This window comes from Siminovitchia jepli (assembly GCF_047228825.1).
Taxonomy (GTDB): Bacteria; Bacillota; Bacilli; order Bacillales; family Bacillaceae_C; genus Siminovitchia.
Genome location: NZ_JBFEGN010000045.1, coordinates 13,301 through 32,988 on the forward strand (window position 1 = coordinate 13,301; position 19,688 = coordinate 32,988).

20 protein-coding genes are annotated in these 19,688 nt (G+C 36.9%); 18 read left to right on the forward strand and 2 right to left on the reverse strand.

Annotated features, from left to right (window positions below; all coding sequences use genetic code 11):
• Positions 1-161: 161 nt before the first annotated feature.
• Positions 162-332, reverse strand: a complete 171-nt coding sequence (locus AB1L08_RS14235) for a helix-turn-helix domain-containing protein (RefSeq protein ID WP_413065331.1) — start codon at positions 330-332, stop codon at positions 162-164.
• A gap of 393 nt (positions 333-725) precedes the next feature.
• Here AB1L08_RS14235 and AB1L08_RS14240 point away from each other — a divergent pair, with 393 nt between their 5' ends.
• The 16 genes from AB1L08_RS14240 (at position 726) to AB1L08_RS14315 (ending at position 15,584) form a co-directional block, all read left to right on the forward strand.
• The gene (locus AB1L08_RS14240; RefSeq protein WP_413065332.1) at positions 726-1,034 is read left to right on the forward strand and encodes a helix-turn-helix domain-containing protein; all 309 of its coding nucleotides are present in this window, start codon (positions 726-728) and stop codon (positions 1,032-1,034) included.
• A 384-nt stretch (positions 1,035-1,418) separates the two neighbouring features.
• Complete coding sequence (locus tag AB1L08_RS14245) at positions 1,419-1,871, forward strand: DUF6843 domain-containing protein (protein ID WP_413065333.1); 453 nt, start codon at positions 1,419-1,421, stop codon at positions 1,869-1,871.
• A gap of 190 nt (positions 1,872-2,061) precedes the next feature.
• On the forward strand, positions 2,062-2,244 hold the full coding sequence (locus AB1L08_RS14250; protein ID WP_413065334.1) for a PspC domain-containing protein: 183 nt from the start codon (positions 2,062-2,064) through the stop codon (positions 2,242-2,244).
• Positions 2,245-2,770: 526 nt separating this feature from the next.
• The gene (locus tag AB1L08_RS14255; RefSeq protein WP_413065335.1) at positions 2,771-3,670 is read left to right on the forward strand and encodes a dihydrodipicolinate synthase family protein; all 900 of its coding nucleotides are present in this window, start codon (positions 2,771-2,773) and stop codon (positions 3,668-3,670) included.
• Between the two features lie 92 nt (positions 3,671-3,762).
• On the forward strand, positions 3,763-4,770 hold the full coding sequence (locus tag AB1L08_RS14260; protein WP_413065336.1) for a dihydroxyacetone kinase subunit DhaK: 1,008 nt from the start codon (positions 3,763-3,765) through the stop codon (positions 4,768-4,770).
• A gap of 4 nt (positions 4,771-4,774) precedes the next feature.
• On the forward strand, positions 4,775-5,422 hold the full coding sequence (locus tag AB1L08_RS14265) for a dihydroxyacetone kinase subunit L (RefSeq protein WP_413065337.1): 648 nt from the start codon (positions 4,775-4,777) through the stop codon (positions 5,420-5,422).
• Positions 5,415-6,419, forward strand: a complete 1,005-nt coding sequence (locus tag AB1L08_RS14270; protein WP_413065338.1) for a tripartite tricarboxylate transporter substrate binding protein — start codon at positions 5,415-5,417, stop codon at positions 6,417-6,419. Before AB1L08_RS14265 ends, AB1L08_RS14270 begins: the two co-directional genes overlap by 8 nt.
• Positions 6,420-6,466: 47 nt before the next feature.
• Entirely contained in the window at positions 6,467-6,907 is a 441-nt protein-coding gene (locus AB1L08_RS14275; protein WP_413065339.1) for a tripartite tricarboxylate transporter TctB family protein, read from the forward strand.
• A gap of 13 nt (positions 6,908-6,920) precedes the next feature.
• Positions 6,921-8,411, forward strand: a complete 1,491-nt coding sequence (locus tag AB1L08_RS14280; protein WP_413065340.1) for a tripartite tricarboxylate transporter permease — start codon at positions 6,921-6,923, stop codon at positions 8,409-8,411.
• A 17-nt stretch (positions 8,412-8,428) separates the two neighbouring features.
• On the forward strand, positions 8,429-9,127 hold the full coding sequence (locus AB1L08_RS14285) for a FadR/GntR family transcriptional regulator (RefSeq protein WP_413065341.1): 699 nt from the start codon (positions 8,429-8,431) through the stop codon (positions 9,125-9,127).
• A 263-nt stretch (positions 9,128-9,390) separates the two neighbouring features.
• Positions 9,391-10,347 carry an ornithine cyclodeaminase family protein gene (locus tag AB1L08_RS14290; protein ID WP_413065342.1) on the forward strand — a complete coding sequence of 319 codons (957 nt, stop codon included), beginning with the start codon at positions 9,391-9,393 and terminating at the stop codon, positions 10,345-10,347.
• 11 nt (positions 10,348-10,358) lie between these two features.
• Entirely contained in the window at positions 10,359-11,807 is a 1,449-nt protein-coding gene (gucD, locus tag AB1L08_RS14295) for an alpha-ketoglutaric semialdehyde dehydrogenase GucD (RefSeq protein WP_413065343.1), read from the forward strand.
• A gap of 328 nt (positions 11,808-12,135) precedes the next feature.
• The gene (locus AB1L08_RS14300) at positions 12,136-12,471 is read left to right on the forward strand and encodes a hypothetical protein (protein ID WP_413065344.1); all 336 of its coding nucleotides are present in this window, start codon (positions 12,136-12,138) and stop codon (positions 12,469-12,471) included.
• A 703-nt stretch (positions 12,472-13,174) separates the two neighbouring features.
• Entirely contained in the window at positions 13,175-14,197 is a 1,023-nt protein-coding gene (locus AB1L08_RS14305; RefSeq protein WP_413065345.1) for an amidohydrolase family protein, read from the forward strand.
• A 46-nt stretch (positions 14,198-14,243) separates the two neighbouring features.
• Positions 14,244-14,957, forward strand: a complete 714-nt coding sequence (locus tag AB1L08_RS14310; protein ID WP_413065350.1) for an iron-sulfur cluster assembly protein — start codon at positions 14,244-14,246, stop codon at positions 14,955-14,957.
• Between the two features lie 54 nt (positions 14,958-15,011).
• Positions 15,012-15,584 (forward strand): DJ-1/PfpI family protein, encoded by a 573-nt coding sequence (locus tag AB1L08_RS14315; RefSeq protein ID WP_413065346.1) that lies wholly within the window; start codon positions 15,012-15,014, stop codon positions 15,582-15,584.
• Positions 15,585-15,618: 34 nt separating this feature from the next.
• On the opposite strand, the gene AB1L08_RS14320 is transcribed toward AB1L08_RS14315, so the two are convergent.
• Positions 15,619-16,749: a CdaR family transcriptional regulator gene (locus AB1L08_RS14320; protein WP_413065347.1), complete on the reverse strand. Its 1,131-nt coding sequence runs from the start codon at positions 16,747-16,749 to the stop codon at positions 15,619-15,621.
• 132 nt (positions 16,750-16,881) lie between these two features.
• On the opposite strand from AB1L08_RS14320, the gene glcD reads away from it, so the two are divergent.
• Positions 16,882-18,294, forward strand: a complete 1,413-nt coding sequence (gene glcD, locus AB1L08_RS14325) for a glycolate oxidase subunit GlcD (protein WP_413065348.1) — start codon at positions 16,882-16,884, stop codon at positions 18,292-18,294.
• Positions 18,291-19,610, forward strand: coding sequence for a (Fe-S)-binding protein (locus tag AB1L08_RS14330; protein ID WP_413065349.1), 1,320 nt, complete (start codon positions 18,291-18,293; stop codon positions 19,608-19,610). Before glcD ends, AB1L08_RS14330 begins: the two co-directional genes overlap by 4 nt.
• The last annotated feature ends 78 nt before the right edge of the window (positions 19,611-19,688 follow it).

Sequence of the window (19,688 nt, forward strand, 5' to 3'; positions counted from 1 at the left end):
AATTGTTGAAAGGTATATATTTGGGTAAATAATTCTTTTCCTATCACCCCCCTAAAGGGTCTAATCAATAACAATCCAAAGAATAAATACTGAATGTTCTGCCAATTGGGAGTGCGTTGATACCTAGGTGTTGCTCAGTAGTAAAAAATTATGTCTCTCAGCTACGTTCCTTTAAAAAGCTTATGCAATGGTATATTTAAGGCAGCAGAAATTTTTTCTAACGTCGCCATAGATGGGTTTATCCGTCCTAACTCAATCCTACTGAGTGATTCTTGGCGAATGTTGATTATTTCTGCTAATTTAGCCTGAGTTATATTTTTTTCCTCTCTCAATTGCTTAATCCTAAGTTTTGTCAAACATATCACCTTTTGATTTAGAAGGCCTTGGTTGTTCTTGTTGACCCTCATAAATATTGGTACAATTGATTTATGATGTATAACATCATAAAAATGAGCGCCAGAATTTAAGATAGCTAACTTGCTTTGGGTAATCTGGACATAATCACTGGTACTTATATGACATATTTATCGATACTACTTTTAAGATGAGCTTTTTCAATCAACTCCTTTCTAAAAAATGAATCATTGTCTATACAGTGGAGTATAGAACTATCACATTTAAATCATATTATATTGAATTAAATTCAATAAGTCAATATAAAATTGAATAATATTCATTTATTTTTGTGTAATTGATTAAAATTCAATTTAAGTTGGTGAACATTGATGATTGACATGGGGAAGAAAATCAAAAAACTACGAGAGCAAGCGAATATGTCTGGGCGTCTTTTAGCAGAAAAGACAAATCTGGACCCATCGCAAATATCTAAAATAGAGAAGGGTGTTAGCAAGCCCTCAATAGATGCTCTTGAAAGGATTTGCCAAGTATTAAATATTAGTCTTTCAGAGTTTTTTGCTGATGCTTCAAACGGTAAATCTGCAGAGTATCAGGAATTTATTGAAACGATGAATGATTTAACGCCCATGCAAAGAAAATTATTAAGTGAGTTTATACAAACCTTTAAAAAAGAGTAGGGAGGAGACCCTTTGGGTTTTGATGTAACTGCATATAGTACGCTAAAAAAATATGACGAAGATTTGTTTTACCTTTTGCTATCCTTCCATTACATAACTAAGCGAAATCTACATTTAAAGTGAATACTTCAATCATTACTCCAATATAGTTTGAAACAAGTCCTATCATGCTTAATTGCATCTCAAATAGGATTACTATTAACGGGCGCTATCCTAGAATTAGGATAAACGCCTTTTTCCGCTTTATAGCAATTTTTTAGAGGAAGAGTTTCAAGAAATTGAATACTTATGGTTATGGACAATATGGTGTTCTTAAACTATCAGGGCAGGGTGGTGAAGTAAGAATTCTTTGGTACACTAAACATTTTAGAAGTGGTGAGCTTATTGAAAAGCAAGATAGGAATAATCGTGTTAACCCTTTTGGTTATAGGAGCCGTTTATTTAATCATGAATTCTAACAAAAAAGGGGTAGATCAAACATATTTACTGCCAATGGATTTTAAAGGTTGCGTAGTTATAAATTATGAAGTGAAGGGAGCGCCACCTTTAAAAATTGAGAATAATGAAATTAAATATAAAGTTCCTAAAGACGGTATTGTTTACACTTCATCTCCGATGGAATTTGGTTGGGTTAATAAAAAACATTCGGGATCATACCAATCAAAAGCATTTTATGTGGACAAAAATGGGGACATTGTGAAAGAACTTCCACAGGAGGAAATACGATTTGGTGCTACCGGTTCCATTCAGGAAGAGGGGGAGCAAGAGCGGAAATATTATTACCAAATATTTGGTTCCGAAGAAGTTGAAAATCAAGGATGCCCGCAGCTGAAATGACACAATTAGGAACTTTTGTTCAATAAGGCTTTGTCATTATTTTCCGCAATTGTGCGCCATTATCGAGTAATGTACTTTACTATCCGATCGGGACAGATTTAATAATTGAACTTATTAATGGTTTTTATAGTAGTAATAGTAGTTTGGTAGTTTTACTTCTTCGAAAAAAGTTTAGAGGAGGGATAATTTAGTGGCACAGAAATTAGTCAAATCATCGGCAGATAAGGTGTTATATGGAGTATGTGGAGGGATAGCAGAGTTTTTTGGTATATCTCCATTAATCGTCAGATTAATATTTATTTTCACCACTTCAGTATCTATTTGGGTGTATATATTTCTCGTTTGGTCGTTAGAGGATAAACCTTCATTGTAATACTTATTGAACTAATGGGCGCACTTCTTAAATAAGAGTGCGTTTTGGGCCGGATTGCGGATGTAATAGACTGTGCCTTGGTTGGCAGATGATGCAGACGCTCTAAATTCTTATCCCTGCCGTCTTCGCCCTTTTCCTTGCCTTCACGTCGATCTTTGATGAAGTAACAGACCGTACGGTAGGAATCGGGGAACCCATTCCTTTTGACCTCCACTGTGATTGCTTTGACAACAACTACAGTAGAGAAGACTCGGGTGGCTGGCAGTTTTTTTTCTTTATGAATAAAGTGCAAAGTTATGTATTATTACGATTCATAACTTTGCACTTTTATTTTGCACTACACAGGTGTTCTCTGTTAATAAAATTAGGAGAATAAAGATAACCACAAACAAAAATAAAAATTAGTTGATTATAAACACATTAAATATTTTAAAAAATCAATTGACTTTATTGACTGAATAAATATAATAGAGTTAACGGACGTTAGACGTCAGATGTCCGACAACATAAAGAGAGGGGAAGTTAAATGTACAATGAAAAATTAAGAGGAATAATTCCGCCAGCTGTCACTACATTTAATGAAGACGAGTCAATTAATGAAGAGCTATTTAGAGAACATTTACAGTTTCTATTAAAAAGTAATATCGGTGGTATTAGTATTGGTGGCAGTACAGGAGAAGGACATGCTTTAACATCTGAAGAAACAAAAAGGCTAGTTGAAATTGGGGTTGAAGAGGTTCAAGGAAAAGTTCCAATTGTTGCCGGTATTATTCGCGATTCAACTAGAGAAGTAATTGAATATGCAAAGGCAGCTAAAGAAGCTGGAGCAGACTATTTAATGATCACACCTGTACATTACTTTAAGCCAAATGATGATGCTCACTTTGAGTTCTACAAGACAATAAGTGATAATGTTGACCTTCCTATTATTATTTATAATGTAGTTCCAACAGCAATTATTACTCCTGAATGCATGAAAAAATTGGCAGCAATTGAAAACGTTATCGGTATTAAGCAAAGTGGTGGAGATATTCATGCATTAAACAGAATGATCTTAGAGTTACCAAAAGATCAAATTATTTACAGTGCAGTAGATGCTCTATTATATCCTACATATGCATTAGGTGCAGAAGGTGCAATTGCTGCTATTTTAACTGTGTTGCCAGAGTTATGTGTAGAACAATGGGAAGCCTATGAACAAGGAAACTTTGAAAAAGCTAAAGAAATACACTATAAAATGTTGCCAACTTGGTTAGCTATGGATAAACATAATATGCCTGCTAGAACAAAAGAAGTCTTACGGCAACGAGGATTTAATGTAGGAAAACCAAGAAGTCCTTTCCATCCACTATGCGAAGAAGATATTCAAGAAATTACCAGAGCATTAAAACATGCTGGTATAGAAAGTGTGACGGAAAGAGTGTAAATTGAATGCTTTAGGGGGAGCAGGGGTCTTCCCTGCCTCACCTTATCAGTTAATTAGGTCGTAATATTCTCTAAGTAACTTGGGAGGAAGATATGAAAAAAATCATTAATGATCCGAATAATTTTGTGGACGAGGTATTATCAGGGATAGTCCGATCACATGCTGATCAGCTGCGTTTTGTAAAGAAGGATAAAAAAGGAATAGTTCGAAAGAATGCACCAATTGAAGGGAAGGTAGCGATTGCAACTGGAGGAGGTGCAGGCCACCTACCCCTATTCCTTGGGTATGTAGGAGATGGCTTAGTTGATGGAGTTTCAGTAGGTAATGTTTTTACTTCCCCAAGTGCAGATACGATGTACGAAGTTTGTAAAGAAATAAATAGTGGAAATGGGATTTTGCTTTTATATGGCAATTACTTTGGGGATAAAATGAACTTTGATTTAACTCAAGAAATGTTGGAAGAAGAGGGGATTGAAGTTAGATCAATAAGAATATCAGATGACGTTGCCTCCGCACCTCGGAGGGAATGGAAAAAGCGTCGCGGAGTTGCAGGTATATACTTTGCATACCGAATTGCAGGAGCCGCTGCTAAAAAAGGATACAACTTAATCGAAGTTAAGCGAATAACTGAAGAGGTGGCAGAAAATGTTGCTACTATGGGAGTTGCTTTATCCCCATGTACAATCCCGGAATCAAACAAGCCTACATTTGAAATTTCAAATGAAGATATGGAAATAGGAATGGGAATTCATGGTGAACCTGGGGTAGAAAGAAAAAAGCTGTTGCCGGCCTCTGATATTGTAAAAGAATTACTAGATTATTTAATATCAGATTTAAAGTTAAAATCAGGGGACGAGATAACTTTGTTGATTAATGGAGCTGGTGCCACCCCTTTGGAAGAATTATATATAATTGCAAATGAGGTACATAACAGCTTAGAAAACCAAAAAATAGAAATACATTCTACAAAGGTTGGTGAATATGCAACTTCTCTGGAAATGTCAGGGATGTCAATTTCAATTCTTAAACTAACTGAAGAAATGAAAGAACTATTAAATACTAATGCATACTCTCCTTTTGTCTGTGAAAAGGAGGTGTAGAATAATGAGTTTAAAAAAAATTACTCGAAGTTATTTAGATTTTGCACATCAAATAAAAGATGAACTCAATAACCTTGATGGAAAACTAGGTGATGGGGACTTAGGTAATACAGTTTTAAATGGAGCTAAAGCGATATATGAAGTAGCATTAGAAAGTGATTCATTACAGACTTGGTTTGTGGAAGGGGGAAAAGCCTTTCGTAGAGCCGCGCCATCCACTATGGGGATTTTATTGGCATCTGCTTTAATTAAGGCAGGCAAAAAAATGTCCACTGAGCAAATGGATGAGAATTCATTAACAGTTAAAAATTGGGGAACGCTGCAGAGAGAAATGGTTAATGAAATTCAAAAAAGGGGAGGGGCAAGAATAGGAGATAAGACTATTTTAGATTCTTTAATTCCTGCGGTTGAAGCATTTGAAGAGAACGAAGATGAAAACGCTTTAAATGCACTACAATCTGCAAAAGAAAAGGCAAAGGTAGGGGCCGAGAGCACAAAAGGCATGAAATCGAAGACCGGAAGATCTAGTTGGCTAGGAGAAAGAGCAAATGAACACGTAGATGGTGGAGCTTGGCTATGTTATTTAACATATGAATTTTTATTTAATAATTTACAAGAGTGCGTAGATAAAGGGGGAGAAATTAATGATTAATAAAAAGTCTTTATTCATACTTGTAGTACTATTTACTCTATTAATTGTTACAGCATGTGGTGGGAAAGCTAGTGACACAAATGCAGCTAAAAAAGGCTCCGATGCTGACTCTTCTAACCAATATCCAAACAGACAAATTGAAATAATTGTTCCTTTTGCAGCAGGTGGAGGAACAGACGCAGTTGCTCGAGTGTTAGCGGAATCTCTTAAACCAATCCTTAACCAAGAAATAGTGGTAGTTAACAGAGAAGGTGGTTCGGGAGCTAACGGGATGAATGAAGGTCTTAATGCTAATCCGGACGGCTATACTTTGACCCTTGTTACTAGAGAGGTTGCGGCGTTGCCATTACAGGGGATTGCTCCTTTTGAAACTATGGACTTTAAATTTGTTGCTAATGTAAATGAGGATCCGGGTGTACTAGTAGTCCCAGCTAATTCTTCTTATAATAATGTCCAAGATCTAGTAGAAGAAGTAAAAGCTAATCCAGGAAAAATGAAATTTGCAGCTTCTGTTGTACCTAACTATTATGGTATTCAATTTAGTGAGGGTACTGAGGTAGAGTTTACGACTGTACCATATCAAGGGGCAGCACCTGCTATTACTGAAATTCTAGGTGGTGGAGCTGATTTTGGAATTTATACTCCGGGAGAAATAAAACAATTTATTGATTCGGGGGATCTTAGACCACTTGCAGTAATGGCTACTGAGCGTTATCAAGGGTTAGATGATGTTCCTACTTTCCAAGAAGAAGGCTTTAACATTGTATCAGGTACTTATCGCGGAATCGCTGTTCCAAAAGATACACCCGGCGAAGTAGTTCAGGTTCTCTCCGAAGCAATTAAAGAAGCAGTCGAGACTGAAAAATTTAAAGAATTTATGAATGAATCTTTCTTGGGAATTGGATATTATGATTCGAAGGAATTCGAAGAATTGATTAAAAATGATATAGGGATATTAAAGCCAATTATTGAGATTGCAAAAAAAGAAGAGAATTAATTATAAGGACGAATGTTTTCTTCGTCCTTTAAAAGAGGTGATGCCAATTGAAGAAAGCAAATTTAATGTTTGCAATAATAATGATGATAGTTGGGTTAATAGCAATAATATTTACGAAGGATTTCGTTAATAATATGCCGACAGATCTTGGACCGTCTTATTATCCGATAATTATTTCTATAATCACAATTATTTTATCAATACTATTAATATTAAAATCCTTAATAGAAAAAGGAGAAGAAAGTAATTTTACGGTACAAGGACTTTTGAAAATAGGAGTTGGAGTAGTAGCTTTCAGTATCTATTTTTATTTAATGGGTAAGATTGGATTTATAATTTCAACCGTGTTATTTATGAGCTTATTTATGTTAACTCTAGGTTTAAGAAATTGGAAAACTTTTGTTTTGGTACCAATTGGAAGCACAGTAGTTATTTATTATATTTTTGCTGTAGTTTTAAAAATTCGCCTACCCGAAATTTTATTCTGATTGGAGGGATAATATGCTTTTAGATGGTCTACAAACAATACTTAACGTATCAGATTTATTTATAATTTTTATAGGAGTTGCATTAGGGATATTGGTAGGATCATTACCTGGATTAACTTCTACGATGACAATTGCACTTTTGCTACCCTTTTCATTTGGTTTAAGTCCCGTTGCTTCTATTTTACTTATGGTCAGTGTATTTATCGGTGGCACTTATGGTGGCTCGATTGCAGCTATAACATTAAATATACCAGGAACTCCAGCTGCTGCAGCTACTATTTTTGATGGTTATCCTCTTGCGCAACAAGGACAAGTTGGAAAAGCACTAAGTATTGCTAGTATTGCCTCTTTTTGTGGAGGAATTATTTCAACAATCTGTTTAATATTATTTTCTCCTTGGCTTGCTAAAATTGCATTAAAATTTAGTGCTGGTGAGTTTTTAGCACTTGCTGTTTTTGGATTAAGCATTATCGCTACTGTTTCTGGTAAAAATGTTCTTAAAGGATTGTTAGCTGCATGTTTTGGTTTATTGGTTGCGGTAATTGGGATGGATCCTATTACTGGCTTTCCTAGATATACTTTTGGTTCAAATTCTTTAATGAATGGTATTAATTTAATACCTGCATTAATTGGTTTATTTGGAGTATCACAGGTTTTATTATTTATTGAAACGAATAACTCAAAAATCAATAACTTAGCTACTGATTTTAAAACAAAAATAATTAGTTTAAAAGAAACACTACAATTATCTATTACTATGATTAGATCTGGGATTATTGGAACTTTTATTGGTGCGATTCCAGGAGCAGGAGCTGACATTGCAGCTTTTGTTAGCTACAATGAAGCCAAAAGATGGTCAAAAGATAAAAGTAAATTTGGGAAAGGAGAGTATAAAGGCATCGCCGCTCCTGAAGCAGGGAATAATGGAGTTACAGGTGGAACAATGATTCCGTTATTAACATTAGGTATTCCTGGAGATGCGGCAGCAGCCGTCATGCTAGGAGCTTTTCTTATTCACGGTCTACAACCTGGGCCTTTATTGTTTGTAAAAAATAGCGATTTAGTGTATGGATTGTTCGCAGGTATGCTAATTGCTAATGTTTTCATGTTGGTGTTAGGATTATTATTGGTTCGTTATTTTGCTAAAATTATTAAACTTGACACTAAATTACTAATGCCCATTATTTTAATTCTTTGTACAGTTGGATCATATGCAATGAATAATACAATGTTTGACGTATTCGTTTTATTAGTATTTGGTGTTATTGGTTACTTCATGACAAAGTTAAGTATTCCAATGTCTCCAATTATTTTGGGGATTATTTTAGGACCTATGATTGAAGAAAACTTTCGTAGAGCAATGATACTGAATGAAGGATCCATTGCTTTTCTTTATGAAAAACCAATCACCTTTATTTTCCTGTTACTGGCATTACTAACTATACTCTCTCCTTTAAGATCAATTTTTAAAGCAAAAAATTTAAATAACAAAAAAGCAGCATGATAAAAGGGTGAATAAAGATGAGTAGAAAATTGTCTAGACTTACAGTTGCTGAAGAGGCAATGCTAATTATTAAAGAGTTGATCTCCGATTTGGGAGTTGGAAATCAACTCCCAACTGAAAGCCAACTACAAAAAGAGCTTGGTATCAGTCGACAGGTTATTCGTGAAGTTTTGGTTAATTTACAAGCTGAGGGTTATGTAGAAATACGTAGGGGTAAAGGGACCTTTGTAATTGATAAAGATCTGCACGATAAAAAACGTTTTATTGAGTGGTTTCAGAGTAATAAATTCAAAATTCAAGAACTAATAGAAATTCGAATGGCGATAGAACCATTTGCTGCAAAATTGGCAGCTGAAAGAATAACAGACAAAGAGATCCTTATGTTAGAGGAATCTTGTGAGAGATTACCAGAATTAATAAAGAGCAAGAATGTGGAAGCGATTGTCAAGGAGGACGAGCATTTTCACAATATAATAATTACTAATACTAAAAATGAGGGCATAAACTTTATCTATAACAGTTTTATCACTGCTCTGCGTTCTTATCGGAGTAAAGCTTTTGCAGCTCCAGCTAATCCAACTCTAGTTATTGATGCCCACATGGAGATCTTAAGTAAAATTAAAAAAAGAGATCCTGTTGGAGCATCTATTGCTATGCTAAAGCATATAGAGGAATCTAAAAATGACATTGAGACCACCTATCATGATATTACTTAAATGATTGCTGCCCAGCAATAAACGAGTAATGTTTATACAAAGATAAGTCTGCGTGCTCGAAGTCACACTTATTTGTGCTTGGAAAGGCAATCTACACATATATAAATGCGGTCACTCCACAACTAGAGTAGCCCACTCACCTCCGCGTGATTTGTAGTTAATTGGATATCCCTATGGCTATAGAATTGCCAAAATATCGCTCAAGGCAAACCTGTTTCATTATGTTTTGTGCCTTGAGCGAAGCGAAAGGAATGGGTATATAAATGAAGTTTGTTGATTCTAAAAAAATAGAAGAAATAGTTACTATGCGAGAAGTGATTAATACGATTGAAGAGTATTATTCAAATGATACAGAAAAAGACTCCCATGTTCCTGAACGATTATTTATTAACGATGGTGATAATACTGCAATTTTAATGCCTTCTTTTTTTGAAGATTATTATGCGGCAAAAGTAATAGGAATAGCACCGGGAAATGCTAAGATTGGCGAACCAACTTTAAGGGGTATTATTGTATTATTTGATAGAAAAAGAATGAAACCACTCTTATTACTTGACGCAAGAACTATAACAGCTATTCGAACTGGTGCTGTCAGTGGAGTTGGTATGAAATATATGTCTTCTGATGATACATCAACGGTAGGTGTAATTGGAACAGGAGATCAAGGATGGACTCATTTACAGGCAGCTTGCGCAGTAAGACCAATTAAAACTGTGTTAATTAATAATAGAAGCCCTCAGCGATTGGAATATTTTCTGAAAAAATCCGAAGATAGCTTTCCCCACATTGAATTTAAACCAGCAAATCAAGAAGAAATTCTAAAAGAGGCGGAACTGATCATAACAACTTCAACATCTGTAAATCCTGTTTTGCCATATATTGAGGATATTGATTTATCTGGAAAGCATTTTGCAGGTTCAGGTGCTTTCAAAGCAAATATGCAGGAGATTCCTGATTATATTGTAAAAAGAGCAGACTATATCTCTGTTGATTCCTATGCTGCATTTTTGGAGTGTGGAGAAATGAAAACAGCCAAATCACTCGGGTATGATGAAAATAATGTAATGGATACAAGAAAATTAGTTTTACATGGTGAAAAAGACTCTGTAAAAAAAGGTGTTACTATTTTTAAATCTGTTGGTGTAGCGATACTTGACGTTTTAGCATCAAAATTAGTCTATGAAAAATTAAAAGGTAGTAATTTAGTTAATTTAAATTAGGAGGAAACAGTTTGAAAAGTATACATACTTACTTAAATTTCATCGATGGGGAATGGAAAGAATCTAAAAATGGGGAAACATCCACAAGTTATAACCCTTCCAATATAAGTGAAGCAATTGGTTCTTACCAAATGTCTACTAAGGAAGATCTAGATCAGGCTGCTTGTGCAGCTAAAAAAGCAACAAAATCATGGAGAAAATTGCCAGGCAACGTTCGAGGAGATTACTTGTTAAAGGTAGCTTCTATTTTAGAAGAGCGACTAGATGATATTGCATCTACAATGACTAAAGAGATGGGAAAAACTTTCTTTGAAGCAAAAGGAGAAACCGCTCGTGGGGTAGCAATTCTTCGTTATTATGCCGGTGAAGGTTTACGATCAATAGGAGATGTGATCCCATCTACCGATAATGAGGCGCTAATGTACACTACTAGAGTGCCATTAGGTGTTGTAGGGGTAATTACTCCTTGGAATTTTCCTGTCGCCATTCCCCTATGGAAAATCGCACCAGCTTTAATTTATGGAAATACTGTTGTTATTAAACCGGCGAGTGAAACAGCGGTTACGTGTGCTAAAATAATTCAGTGTTTCTGTGATGCGGATGTCCCAAATGGTGTAATAAATATGGTTACTGGCTCAGGATCGTTGATAGGTACAGAAATGTTAAATCATCCCGATATTAACGGAATAACATTTACTGGTTCCAACAAAGTCGGTAAAGAGATTGCACGTAAAGCTGTAGAAAACGGCAAGAAGTACCAGTTAGAGATGGGGGGCAAAAATCCTGTCATTGTTGCAAGTGACGCTGATTTAAATCTGGCAGTAGAAGCCACAATTAGCGGTGGTTTAAGATCTGCAGGTCAAAAATGTACAGCTACCAGCAGAGTAATTGTTCATACTGATGTTTATGATGAATTTAAGGAAAAATTGATTAATAAAGTATCAGAAATTAAAGTGGGAGATGGTTTAGAATCTTCTACATGGATGGGACCATTAGTAAGTAAATCACAGTTAGATACCGTTCTTTCTTATATTGATATAGGTAAGAATGAAGGTGCGACTCTTCTGTATGGTGGTCAAAGAATTGAAGATAAAAATGGTTATTTCATAGAACCTACTGTTTTTGATAATGTTAAGCCGGATATGACGATAGCTAAAGAAGAAATATTTGGTCCTGTTTTGGCCTTAATGCGAGTAGATTCACTTGAAGAAGGGCTAGAATTAGCCAACGACACGGAGTATGGGTTAAGTGCTTCCATTTTTACAAAAAATATTGGAAATATCCTCCTATTTATTGATGAAATGGAAGCAGGTCTAGTTAGGGTTAACGCAGAAAGCGCAGGGGTTGAGCTCCAAGCACCATTTGGAGGAATGAAACAGTCGAGCTCTCATTCAAGAGAGCAGGGAAGAGCAGCAATTGAATTTTATACCTCAATTAAGACAATTTTTGTCAAGTCTTGATATTGTCTTGAGTGAGACTAATAATACATAGCTTGGTTATTTGATATGCTCCCCTTTAAGTAAACAGGATAAGAGAAGATATTCATGAGCGTATAGTCTGAATGAAGGATTAAAAAATGAATAGTGTAATTTGAGCAGGTAAGAAATGGTCTTGTGTCATGACATCACCAAAGAATTTATACAGGGTTTGACTTTGTTCCTCAGATGATCTAACGTCAAGCAAAGCTTTAAATAGGAAGCAAAAACTATATGCCGCTTTATAACATAATAAGCCTGTAATCGCCTTTTAAGGGCGATTTTTTTCGTCTAAATAACAAGACGAACGAATGTGGTTTCAATCATAGAAGCCATCAAGAAAATTTATAAAGGAAGATACTTCCACCATACTTGTGGTGATAGTTTAAATGGTCATGCCTCCGAAAGCGACCATCCGTTCATCGAAAAAAGCATGGCCGAAAGCGACAATAGCGGCGGTTCTGAGGATGCCACCTATTTTATGGAGGAAGTTCAGCGAAATGGCGGTTCAGCTACGTATTGTATCATCGGGACGGACCTGGCTGCCGGACATCATAATGAGAAGTTTGATATTAATGAAGAATCATTACTACCTGCCGTGGAGATTCTCTATGATAGTATCATTAAGTTGAATAAATCCCATATTTAGCGCTAAGATAACCACTTTGATTTATTATTTAAAACAAAATGTCATAGAGACACTTTGCTGTGCCTCTGTGGCATTTTCTTATTCATTTTAACAACGTCCATTGCGATTCGACATAAAACAGGCAAAGCAATTCCTTTGTACTCCTAGCTTCTGTCCAGTCTTAGCGGGTTTGCTTCCTGGATCCCTTGGGCTGTCTGGATATAAACTTTTTTAAGACCTGTCGAATGGAGTGCAGACAAGGCTCTCACCAGTGCATCGTCAATAAAATCCTGGTTCTTGACCTCCGGACCAAATAATAATTCAAAATCCTGTCGTTCTAAGGAGGTTCTTTTTTGGAGAAAAATTCCTGCCAAGCGATATTAATTTCCAGGAAAATGAGAAAATGCCCAAATATTGATTAACTTTGAAAACCCTTATCGCTACAGCGTTAGACATGAAGAATGTAATTTATTTCATATATTTCGGATTATTTGTTGCTTTCGTAATCTAGGATTATGCATTTTTGTTTATTCATACAAAAAAAGGAGGAACCATTTGCTGGATTTTTGTTTGTTAATATATTCAAAATATTTAAAAGTTTTGTTAAGATCAAATAAAGTAATTAAAAGAGCCTGACAACAGCATACGCCTTACATCTATTTAAGCAGCTGGTATTCATCATAATGGAAGCGCTTTTGAAAAAACTTAACAAGGAGGAATGAAGTTGATTAAAGCACCAAACGGGGAAGAAATTTTCGTAATTGATGCACATATCGCTTTATGGGACGCAAGGAAAGAAAATCGATTAAACATCCATGGGGAGCAATTCATTAATTGTTTCTATGATTATCACAAAAACTTGAGCCCAAAAGAATACTTGTGGCCAAGGGAAGAATTCGACACATATTCCCCAGAAAAGTTGGTAGAAGATGTATTCGTTAGAGGATATGCGGACATGGCCATTTTCCAGCCGGTATTATTAAGCGAGTTTTATAAGAATGGTTTTGGCGATTATGATGTGAATGAAGAGTTATCCAGGCAATTCCCGGGCCGTTTCATTTGTAATGGGGGCTTTGATCCCCGACATGGGAACAGGGGTTTAGAAGAGTTGGAAAAAAATAAGGAAAAATATGGATGGCAAGGAGTAAAATTATATACAGCAGACTGGTATGGAAATTCCAAGGGGTACAAGCTTTCAGATGATTGGGCCAAAAAATACTTGGAAAAATGTCAGGAGTTGGGAATTTACAATATCCATATCCATAAAGGGCCAACAATTACCCCGCTGAACCGTGATGCTTTTGACGTGGCAGATGTGGACGATGCGGCAAGCTGTTTCCCTGAATTGAACTTTATCGTAGAACACGTTGGGCTTCCCAGATTGGAAGATTTTTGCTGGATTGCTACACAAGAAAAAAATGTTTATGCCGGATTGTCTGTTGCCATTGCTTTAATCCACACACGACCGCGGTATTTTGCTGAAATTATGAGCGAACTATTATATTGGCTTGATGAAGACCGGATTATCTTCGGAAGTGACTATGCCATTTGGGAACCAAAATGGCTCATTGAAAAATTCTTGGAATTAGAGTTTCCGGAAGATATTCAAGAAGAGACTGGTGTTACGTTTGATCTGGATGTGAAAAAGAAAATTTTAGCTGAAAATGTTGCAAGATTATATAACATTAATATTGAAGAACAAAAGGAAAAATTAAAAAACAGCCCATTGCCAGTACAGATGGTTTGATGAGTTCTTGTGTTTTGCACAATCGTTTGGGAGGTGTTGCATATTGATGACAAAAGTGGAACAAGTTTACCAAATGCTTGAAAAAGTATATGATCCCGAACTGGACGAGCCGCTCACCGACTTGAATTTCATCGACCGCGTTGAAATAAATGGCCAATCCGTTCATGTTGTTTTCCGCTTGCCCACTTATTGGTGCTCTCCAAATTTTGCATATATCATGGCTGAAGATATAAGGAAATATGTTTCAGAACTCGGCTGGGTAACAACCGTTCAAGTTAGTTTGCTGGACCATTGTGCTTCTGACGAAATAAATAAAGGTGTAACAAATGGGCAGTCATTTAATGAGGTCTTTAGTGGATTATCTGACGGGGATCTCCAGGGTTTGCGCAGGATATTCGATATTAAGGCCTATTACGCCAGGCAGGAAAAGCTGTTGAAGTATCTTCTTAATAGGGGAATGACCGAGGAGGAGATTATAGGTCTATCAATTCAAAAATTGAAAAATTTGCCATTGCCGGAGAAAGGGGAGCTGCTTCGAGATAAGTATTTGGAAAAAAAGAAGGCATTAAATCACTCCAGCCTTCGAGCTGTTACAACTCCGGAGGAAGAGCCGTTAACGAAAAAAAATTTTAAGGATTATCTGCGAGGGGCTAAAAGAACACGTATGAGCATGGAATTTAATGCTCACTATTGCCGGGGACTGTTGGAGGCGAGATACAATTTGCCTCCCTACGAAGAAGTTGGCTTGGTTAAGGAATAATCGGATCTTTATCTGGTTCGGTTAATTAAAAATATAAAAGGAATGGTGAAAAGAATGAGTAAAAATGTATTGATCATTACTGGAGATGCTGTAGAGGCTTTAGAAGTATTTTATCCTTATTATCGTTGTATTGAAGAAAACATTGACTGTACAATCGCTTCTCCCACAAAGAAAAAGCTTCAGACAGTTATCCATGATTTTCTTCCCGAAATGGAGACTTTTACCGAAAAGTGGGGATATAAGATCGAATCCCATGCTTCTGTAGATGAGATTGATCCAAATGATTATGATGGTCTTATCATACCGGGCGGACGTGCTCCGGAATATATTCGAATGAACCCGAAGGTTCAGGAAATTACGGCCCATTTCTTAAAAGAGAATAAACCTGTTGGGGTCATCTGTCATGGCCAGCTTGTACTTACAACAGTCAGAGAGCATATTAAGGACAGAGAGATGACGGCATACACAGCCTGCAGGCCGGAAGTGGAAGCATCAGGGGCCATCTATATGGAAAAGATGCTGCATGTGGACGGTAATATAGTTTCAGGGCATGCCTGGCCGGACTTGCCAGGTTTCATGAGAGAATTCTTTAAGTTGTTGAACGTAAAAAAAGAAATCTCTGTTTAAGAATTTGACAAGGATCGAGGAAACTCGGTCCTCATTACTTTCTATGATTGTTTAACAGCATCAAGGCGATATATAATATGACAACGCCTTCCGTTGTTTTGGGACAAATCCCTATAAGCTCCTCAATCTTATTTAAACGGTAATGCAGGGTGTTGATATGTATGTTCATCACGTCGGCTGTATTTTTAATGGACTGATTATTTTTTATATATTGTTGTAGGGTGTAAATTAAATGCTTTTCCTCTTTCATCTTATAAATTGTTTGTTTCAAAAAATCCGTTTGTATTTCTGCCGGAATATCTTCCAATATGATTTCAAGGATTAAATCTTCGTAAAAAACAATGCCCTTACTTTTTTGAGCAACATTTAAAGCTTTTTGGGCTTCTTTATATGTCTTCTTGATATGATGTTTGCATATACTTTTTCCAACACCGATAGACAAGGAATGAAGGTGCCTTCGCTCGAAAGAATCTTTAAACCTCTTTAATTGATAGTAAAATGAACTTTTGCTATAGGAGGGTTCGGCTTTATTCAAAACCAAAAAACTTTCTTGTCCCCAGCGGGTAATAAAAGAATTATTATCACCGAATAACGAATGAAACAAAACAATTATTTCTTTTTGCAATTTACTCATTTCGTAGTTTGTTAACTTTTTGATATCCAAATGTATAAGAGCGCAAGTAAGCGGGGAAGAAACAGGAATTCCCAGCCTCATGCCTTTCTCCAAAAGCTCATTATCAATGGAGACAGCGTTTAGCCATTCATGAATATAAGATTCAATTCCTCTTATTTCCCATTCGTGTCTTTCGGTATAAAAAGCTTCTTGTATAATAAGCTCTGTCATTCGTCTTATTAATTCGGCATATGGTTCCACTTTTTTTGGATCGCCGGTAATCCCGACAACCCCAATCACTTGATGATTAAACATGATGGGCATATTGATTCCCTCTTTTACCCCCTTAAGGGTCGTTGCCCTTTCTTTATCGATATAAAGCTTTTGCTTTGTTTTAATGACTATCTCGGCACCTTCGTGGAAAGAGCCAACTCTGCTTTTCTCTGTAGAGGATATAATGAATCCGTTAATATCCACTAGTATAATATCTTCTTTCATGACTTGACGTACCTCGGAAGTGATTCTGGAAGCCAGTTTTGGTGATAATTCCATTTGTATTCACTCCTTTAGATAAATACACAAGAAAAAGCTTATTATTTGCTTTCTAATTATATCATCATACATAGATTGTGAGAAGGATATCTTCTATAATATATTGAAAATTGGAAAATCAGGGGGCTTGTCATGTTAACCTCTCAGATAAAGGAATACTTGATCAATATAACAGGGGCGGAGAACTTTGCCGATTCCCAAGTTGAAAGACTGGTATATTCATATGACGCTACACCGGACTATCAATCAATGCCGGATGCTGTTGTGTCGCCAAGAAGTTCAGAAGAAGTGGCTAAAATACTGGCTTTGTGCAATGAATATAAAACCCCGGTCATCCCCAGAGGATCCGGAACAAATCTATGCGCCGGTACTTGTCCTGTTGAAGGAGGTATCGTCATCCTTTTCAATCAGATGAACAAGATTTTGGAGATCGATGAGGAGAACTTAACAGTCACCTGCCAGCCAGGAGTCGTTACCTGGGATCTGATGCAGGAGGTGGAAAAAAAAGGACTATTCTATCCGCCTGACCCTAGCTCCATGAAAATATCAACCATTGGAGGAAATCTGAATGAAAACTCCGGGGGATTAAGAGGCCTTAAATATGGTGTTACCCGGGACTATGTGCTGGGGCTGGAGGTTGCTCTTCCAAACGGAGAAATTGTCCGAACGGGAGGAAAGCTTGCCAAAGATGTTGCCGGCTACGATTTGACAAGGTTGTTTATCGGTTCAGAAGGGACATTAGGGGTTATAACAGAAGCTACCTTAAAGCTTATTCCGCTTCCTAAAACGAAAAAGACCATGCTTGTCCAATATCAGGATCTAGAGGATGCGGCACGGTCAGTTTCGAAAATTATTGCAAACAAAGTGATACCGGCAACTTTGGAGTTTTTGGATCAGCCTACATTAAAAGTGGTAGAGGATTATTCACGAATCGGCCTTCCGACAGACGTAAAATGTGTATTGCTGATTGAACAGGACGGCGAACGACACAGTGTTGAAAAAGACATGATGAAAATAGAGGAAATATGCAAAAGTGAGAATGCATATTCCATTCAAATAGCCCAAACAGAAAAGGAAGCCGAGGCCTTACGGACGGCCAGAAGAAATGCATTATCCGCACTCGCAAGAATGAAGCCAACGACCATTTTGGAGGACGCAACTGTTCCACGGTCAGAAATAGCTAAAATGGTGATGGCAATCAATGAAATAGCCGATAAGTACCAAATAAACATATGTACTTTTGGTCATGCCGGGGATGGGAATCTGCATCCAACTTGTCCGACAGATGTACGGGACAAAGATGAAATGCAAAGGGTGAAAAATGCTTTTGATGAAATATTTGAAAAAGCGATTGAGTTGGGTGGGACAATTACTGGAGAGCATGGGGTAGGGATTGTGAAGGCTCCTTATTTGGAATGGAAGCTTGGGGAATCTGGTATCCACGTAATGAAATCGATCAAGGATGCCCTGGATCCCAATCATATTATGAACCCCGGGAAAATGTTTGCAAAAGATACTCGAAAACGGGTGGTAGTATCAAGATGACGACAATGACAGAAATGGAAAATATTCAAAAGGGTTTTCAAGAGCGAATGGACGAAAATGAGCTCCTCAACTGTATGAGATGCGGCTTTTGTTTGCCATCTTGTCCAACATATATTGTTTCAGGATATAAGGAAAGCCAATCGCCAAGAGGAAGAATCGCATTAATGAAGGCGGTTTACGATGGCTTGATTGAACCGGATGATGAGTTTGAAAAGTCTTTAAGCCTGTGTTTAGGCTGCAGGGCATGTGAACCCGTATGTCCCGCGGGGGTAAAATATGGACATTTATTGGAGGAAGCTCTAGACATCATCAACCAAAATAAAAAGCGTTCACTGTCAAGCCAACTAGTTCATCAAGCGGTTTTTAATCACCTTTTTCCGAAACAAAACAACATGGAACATATAACAAGTCTAATTGGATTTTATCAACGCTCCGGCCTTCAAAAAACTGTTCGTAAAATTGGCTTTCTAAAACTCTTTCCCAACCACTTAAGAGAAATGGAAAGAGTACTGCCTAAAGTTCCAAAGAAAAAAAACATGGCAATACGCAAAGCGCGAGTAAAGCCTGATAGTATAAAAAAAGCAACGGTTGCTTTTTTTACCGGCTGCCTAATGGATACAGTTTTTCGGGAAACAAATGATGCGACCATTAAATTATTGCAAAAAGCAGGGTGTGAAGTCGTTATCCCTCAGACACAAGTATGCTGCGGGGCGTTACACGGACATAGCGGCGAAAAAGAGCTGGCGAAAAAACTGGCCAAACAGAACATTGAAGCCTTTGAAAAAGAGAATGTTGATTATATTGTCACAAATGCTGGAGGTTGCGGTGCTTTCTTGTCCGAGTATGACCATTTACTAAAAGATGAACCTGGCTGGGAAGAACGTGTAAAGGAGGTCGCAAAAAAAATCAAAGACATATCAAGCGTCCTTTATGAATTCTCTTTTCATAAAGAAAACCGTCTGGTTTTAGATGATCAGATCATCACTTTTCAGGATTCCTGCCATTTACGAAATGTAATGCATGTCAATGAAGCGCCCCGGAAGTTATTGAAATCCATCAAGGGGATTAAGTTCCGTGAGATGGAAAATGCCGATAGCTGTTGTGGATCAGCGGGCATCTATAACATTGTAGAACCCGAATCATCGATGCACATTCTTAATCAAAAAATGACTGTAATGAAGGATACGAATGCAACAACAATTGTAACGGCAAATCCAGGCTGTTTACTGCAAATGAAGCTTGGAATAGAAAGAGAAAACCTACCCGGAGTTCGTGCTGTTCATATAGTGGATTTATTACAGGAAGCCTTGATGTAAATTAGGGTCTACTGAATAACAAAAAAATGTTGTTTTAACAAGGTTTTTTACCTTTTTTGTCGAAGTTATATGCAAGGG